The organism is Mesorhizobium sp. M7D.F.Ca.US.004.03.1.1 (assembly GCF_003998635.1).
Taxonomy (GTDB): Bacteria; Pseudomonadota; Alphaproteobacteria; order Rhizobiales; family Rhizobiaceae; genus Mesorhizobium; species Mesorhizobium loti.
The window spans coordinates 1-5,075 of record NZ_RZQG01000424.1 but is presented as its reverse complement, the minus strand read 5'-3'; the positions used below and the strand labels follow the sequence as shown (position 1 = coordinate 5,075).

Sequence of the window (5,075 nt, the reverse complement as noted above, 5' to 3'; positions counted from 1 at the left end):
GCCAAAAAGTTGCAGACTTTTTGGATAACATCATGCGCCAAAACAACAAGTTAGAACGAAATAACGGGTCATTTCGTTCTAGAGCAATTCCAGGAAAAGTGTGAAACGGTTTTCCGTCCGGAATTGCGTCAAATCAACGGGATAGAGCGGTTCGGCGTTTCCGTTAGACGGTGAACCGCTCTAGTCAGTCAGGCCGTAGAGGCGTGTGCGAAACGCCACCTTGTCCTTCAAATATGTGGTTTTGAGAACGTCCACAACATGCGATCGCCAGGCGTCGCTGAAGCCGTCATAGTCCTTGTAGAAGCCCTGCTTGTTGAAGATGTAGCGCGAGACGAAGTCCGACAGCACGAAATCCGAGATCAGCCGGTTGGTCAGCCAGGCGTCAGGATGATCCGGCTTGGCGCGGATCACCAGGAAGCGCTGCTGCGGGAAGACATCCTCGATCTTGAGGTGGCCGAGCTGGGCGATCTCGCGCTTGGCAGCGTTGAGGAAGGGAAAGTTGCCGTCTTTGGTGATCAGGTCGGCATGGCTCTGGATCCAGGTCTGCAGCCAGACCTTGTCGACATCGGTCAGGTTGCGGTTCGGCTCGGCATCGCGGATCAGCGCGCGCACCACCATCTCGGCGCGGTGCTCGAGATAGCCTGAGGCCTCGATCCAGGAGGCGCGCGGCAACTCGATGCGGCCGGTGGTGGCGAGGAACTTGAACACCTTGTCGGCGTCGTTGATCGAGAGATAGCTGACCTGCCACGGCCGCGAACGGCGAAAGCCAGGTGCAGCCGGATCGCTGATCACCGTCGTCATGTCCGGGTCGACGAACACGTAAAGGCCGCCGAAATGGCTGGTCCAGTAGGCGTTGTGGCGGAAGATCACCTGGTCCGGCACCAGCGCGTTCTCGCGGATGTCGCCGCAGATCTTGGCGAGCTCGACCATGCGGGTCAGCATGGCGTTGTCACGCCAGGCGTCAGGCTCCTGCTTCAGCCGGTCGACGAGCTTGCCGAGTTCGGCGGCCTTGCCCAACACATCCTCGGCTGACAGCACCTTGAACTCGACCTGGCTGATCGACAGCAGGTCCTCGATGTCGTTGACCTTGGGAACGGAATCCTCGATCTCGCCGTAGATGACGTCCTTGATGGTCAGCGCGTCGATGGCGCGCTGGTTCTTGGACATGAACTCGAACATCAGCTGCGAGGTGTTGGAGAAGGCGGTGTGCACCACCGGCAGGTCGATCTGCGACGGCGTCAGGATGATGAAGCGGCGGTTGACCTCGTTGGGATCGAGATAATCATAGTCACCGCATTCCTCGGCCACTTCGGGCGAGAAGCCGGTGCGGTCGATCTGGAAGCTCTTCAGCTTGGTCGGCTTCAGGCCGAATGCAGCCAGCGCCTTGTTATAGCGCTGGATCAGATGCGGCTCGTCGACCGTCAGCAGCCGGCCATAGATCAGCTCATTGTCGCGCAGAAGATCGGGTTTCTTGGCGTGGGTCATTGCCTACCTTTAGGCATTCCATAGCCCCTTCTTCTTCATCTCCTCCATCTCGCGCGCGGCCCGTTCGCGCAGGCGGGCGTCGCGCAGCAGCTTTTGCACAGCGGAGTCGTCGGACTTGTCGGAATAGCGGAACTCGCTATCGGCGTAGCGGTTGATCTCCTGCATGACCATGTCCATCGAGAACGGTCCGCGCAGTTCCTCGATCATCGCTTTCTTCTCGTCGTAGCCCTTGTGCATGAAGACTTCCGGCTTCTCGAACCAGTCGTCGGGAAGCTCGATGTCCATGGCGCGCATCTTGATGGCGTCGGTGACGTTCTTGATGGCGCGGCCGGTGAAGCGCGGCTCGGCATCCTTGATCAGGTGCAGATAGGTGCCGATGTCGGCCATCGACTTCGGCGCGCCGTTCTCCTTCATGTAGCGTTCGTAGACCTTGATCAGCCCGTCCTCTTGCGGCTTCTCGTGTTCCTCATAGGCTTCGGTCACGGCGCGCTGGATTTCCTGCGCGGCGTAGAGATCGTGGTCGCCGAGCGGGATCTTGTGGTTCTTGCCGGCGAGCAGCACGAAGATGTCGATGTAGTCGTCGCGCGACTGCGGCCCGTCGACCAGCCAGCGGGCGCCGGCGCGCTGGCGCAGCGCGTCGTCGACGTTCTCGGGATAGTTGGAGAACATGCCGAACGAGCAGTTGCCGCGCACCACGGTGGCGGCGCCGGCGAAGGCATCCATCAAGACGCCTGTGATCTCCTGCTGGCCGGCCGAGGCGCGGTCGTCGGAGCGGCGCGCCGCCACCTGATCGATGTCGTCGATAGTGCCGAAGCCGATGACGCGCGGGTCCAGCACATTGTTGATGAACTGGCGGCAGTTCTGGCCCGACTTGCCCTGGTAGGACGAGATCTGGTCGACGCCGAAATTCTCATAGGCGAAGGGATAGCCGGCGACCTGGCAATAGCCGTTGACGAGGCCGGCGATCATCTGGATCAGCGTCGTCTTGCCGGTGCCGGGCGCGCCGTCGCCGATGAAAGTGAACAGGAAGCCGCCGAGCTCGACGAACGGATTGAGTTCGCGCTCGAAGTCGTAGGCCATCAGCATCTTAGCGAGCTTGACCGACTGGTATTTGGCGATGTGGTTGCCGACGACCTCTTCCGGCTTCTTGAAGGTCATCACCAGCGGCTTGGAGCGCTTGCCCGGCGCGACGTCGAAACCATCGAGGGTGAAATCGTCGGCATCGATGCGGATATGGGCGTTCTCGAACGGGCCGATGCCGTCGAAGCGACCCTTGCGCGCCAGAAGCCCGTCGATGGTGACGCGGGCAAAGGCGCGTGCCCTTGTCATCAGGTCGGCGTCGTCGGACGATCCCGAGATTGCCTTGTCAAGGCCGGCGAGGATCGACTTCACCGCATCCTGCGGCGTGTCGAACAGGAAGTCCGGTTCGGGACTATCGTTGGGCGCCTCGCCGTCGCTGTCGATCAGCTGGAACAGATAGGAGGCGAGGCTGAAGGCTGAGATGTAAGCCGAGGCCGACAGAAGCTTCTTGAAGGTGGACGCCTCGTCGCCTTCGAGCGGTGCGCGCGTGTTCCTGGCCTGCAGGCTTTCGAGGTCCGAGCCTTCGGCAAAGACGTCCGATATGGCCAGCGCGATCGCCGTGCCGCGCCGGGCGCGAAACAAGAGCGTGTGCTGCGGAATGGTCAGCAGCTGGTCGTCGGGATGGACGGCGCCGACTGTCTTCGACAGCTCGACCTCGCGCGTGCGGCGCACCGAACCGACCGAGACGGTGGAGACGAAGCGGCGGTTGGTGCCGGCAAGTGCTGTGCCGGACTCGCGTGACGGATCCTCCAGCACGACAATGCGGGTGATGAAGCTCTGCGCGGTGGCGCGATGCTTCTCTATGGCGGCTTCCGGGATGGTGGTCAGGCCGGTATCCATGAAGGGTGCTCCGTGGTGTGACGGTCAGACGTCTGAGATGACCTGTCCGTTGGACAGGATGTGAACCTTGTAGCCGGCAAAAATCTTCTGCGCCTCGCCGGCTGCGTAGAGCGCCTGGTAGGCTTCGTGCGGGATCAGCGCATGGTTTTCGTAGCTCGACACGCCCTGGCGCGCGGCTTCCAGATCGTCGGTGTTGATGAAGAATTCCTGCGTCGTCTTCTCGCTCGAAAACAGCCCCTTGCGGCCGGGTTTCTCGCCCTTGGAGTAGACCTCCTGGATGGTCCAGGTCAGCAGCCAGGCATTTTCCGGCTTGCGCACCTTGGCCAGAACCTCGGTCACCGTCGAATTGTTGTCGGTGATGCCGGCCGAATAGAACGGGCCGAGCACGACGCGACGCAACTGCTTGGGGTGCAGCGGCTCGAAATCCTTGTCGAGGTTGACGGCGATGGTCGCCGGCGACAGCGTATAGGCGGAATTCTTCTCTGTGAAATCGTCGAAACGGTGGGCAAGCTCGGGATTGAGCAGGCCGTCGACCGGCAGCGGAATGTCGATCGTCTCGTTCAGCTTGCCGTTTCTGTCGACGAGCTGGCGGATCATCGCTTCGGAAGAATCCTCCACCGTCACCATGTAGACCAGCGGCAGGTTGGCACTGCCGTCGAACGTCGCCCAGTGGACGAGATAATAAGGTCGCGCCGTCTTCGGATTGACCGAGACGTTAGCCGTTTGCGCCAGTGTGAACGGGCCGAACGTGTTCTCGCTTTTCACGTCCTCGAGATAGAGCCGCTCGGCCATCGACTTCTGCAGCGCCTCGGGGAATTCCTTGTGGCGCAGGATGAAGTCGGCCATTTCCTCGCGCAACTCGCCGGCCAGCGGAATGTTGGCAAGCCGCGCATCGGCCTGGCGGCGATCGTTTTCCAGTTCGAGCAGGTTCTGGAAGACCGGGAAGCCACTTTCGGCGCGCGAAATGCGGAACGTGTCCATGAAGCCTAGCCGGTTGCGCCAGCAGGCAAACGACTTGTCGAGCCGGGCAATGTATTCGGCGACGATCTTGGCGACGATGCCATGCCGGTAGAGCGGCGAGCGATCGTCGCGCATGAACACTTCAAGGCCGCTGAGCGCGGCCGTGATGGCGGAGAAATACCGTGCAGCCGCTTCGTTTTCGGGGGTCATGCCTGTGCGCTCGCGGGCAGTCCTGTCACCCCTAAGACTGCACGTAGTTTGCCGAATTGTGCTTCTTCAACACCTCGTCGAAGCGGCGGGCGAAGGCATCGTCGGCCAGCTTCTTGCGGCGCTGGATGTCGGCGCTGGCGACCATGTTCTTCTCGTGCATCTCGAGCAGGTCGCCGATGTGCTTCTGCGATGCAGCACCGATGCCGGCCATGGTTTCCTCGGCCGTGTTGTCGACCTGGCTGCCCAGCGTGTTGATCTTGTGGGCGACGTCCTGCTGGGCGGCGGTCTTCAGCGAATCTTCCAGCGCCTTGTAGAGCACGATGCGCTGCTCGGTATCGATGGTCAGCTTGTTGATCAGCGTCGATTGCGCGGCGATCTGGTTGTTGAGCGAATCAACGAAGGTCTGGAACATCGAGGTGTAGCGCTCGAGCGTCTGGCTTTCGGCCAGCAGTTCCTGCTCCTTGGCCTGCTTTTCGTTGTATTCCGTCGCCAGCTTGGAG

3 protein-coding genes and 1 pseudogene are annotated in these 5,075 nt (G+C 61.3%); all 4 read right to left on the bottom strand.

Features of this window, described 5'->3' with window-relative positions:
• Positions 1–180 precede the first annotated feature (180 nt).
• Positions 181–1,485: a DUF6638 family protein gene (locus EN935_RS21725; RefSeq protein WP_127262892.1), complete on the bottom strand. Its 1,305-nt coding sequence runs from the start codon at positions 1,483–1,485 to the stop codon at positions 181–183.
• Between the two features lie 9 nt (positions 1,486–1,494).
• Entirely contained in the window at positions 1,495–3,405 is a 1,911-nt protein-coding gene (locus tag EN935_RS21720; protein ID WP_127262893.1) for an ATP-binding protein, read from the bottom strand.
• Positions 3,406–3,429: 24 nt separating this feature from the next.
• Positions 3,430–4,575, bottom strand: coding sequence for a hypothetical protein (locus tag EN935_RS21715; protein ID WP_109659679.1), 1,146 nt, complete (start codon positions 4,573–4,575; stop codon positions 3,430–3,432).
• 31 nt (positions 4,576–4,606) lie between these two features.
• Positions 4,607–5,075, bottom strand: a pseudogene (locus EN935_RS21710) (hypothetical protein); the annotation flags it as partial.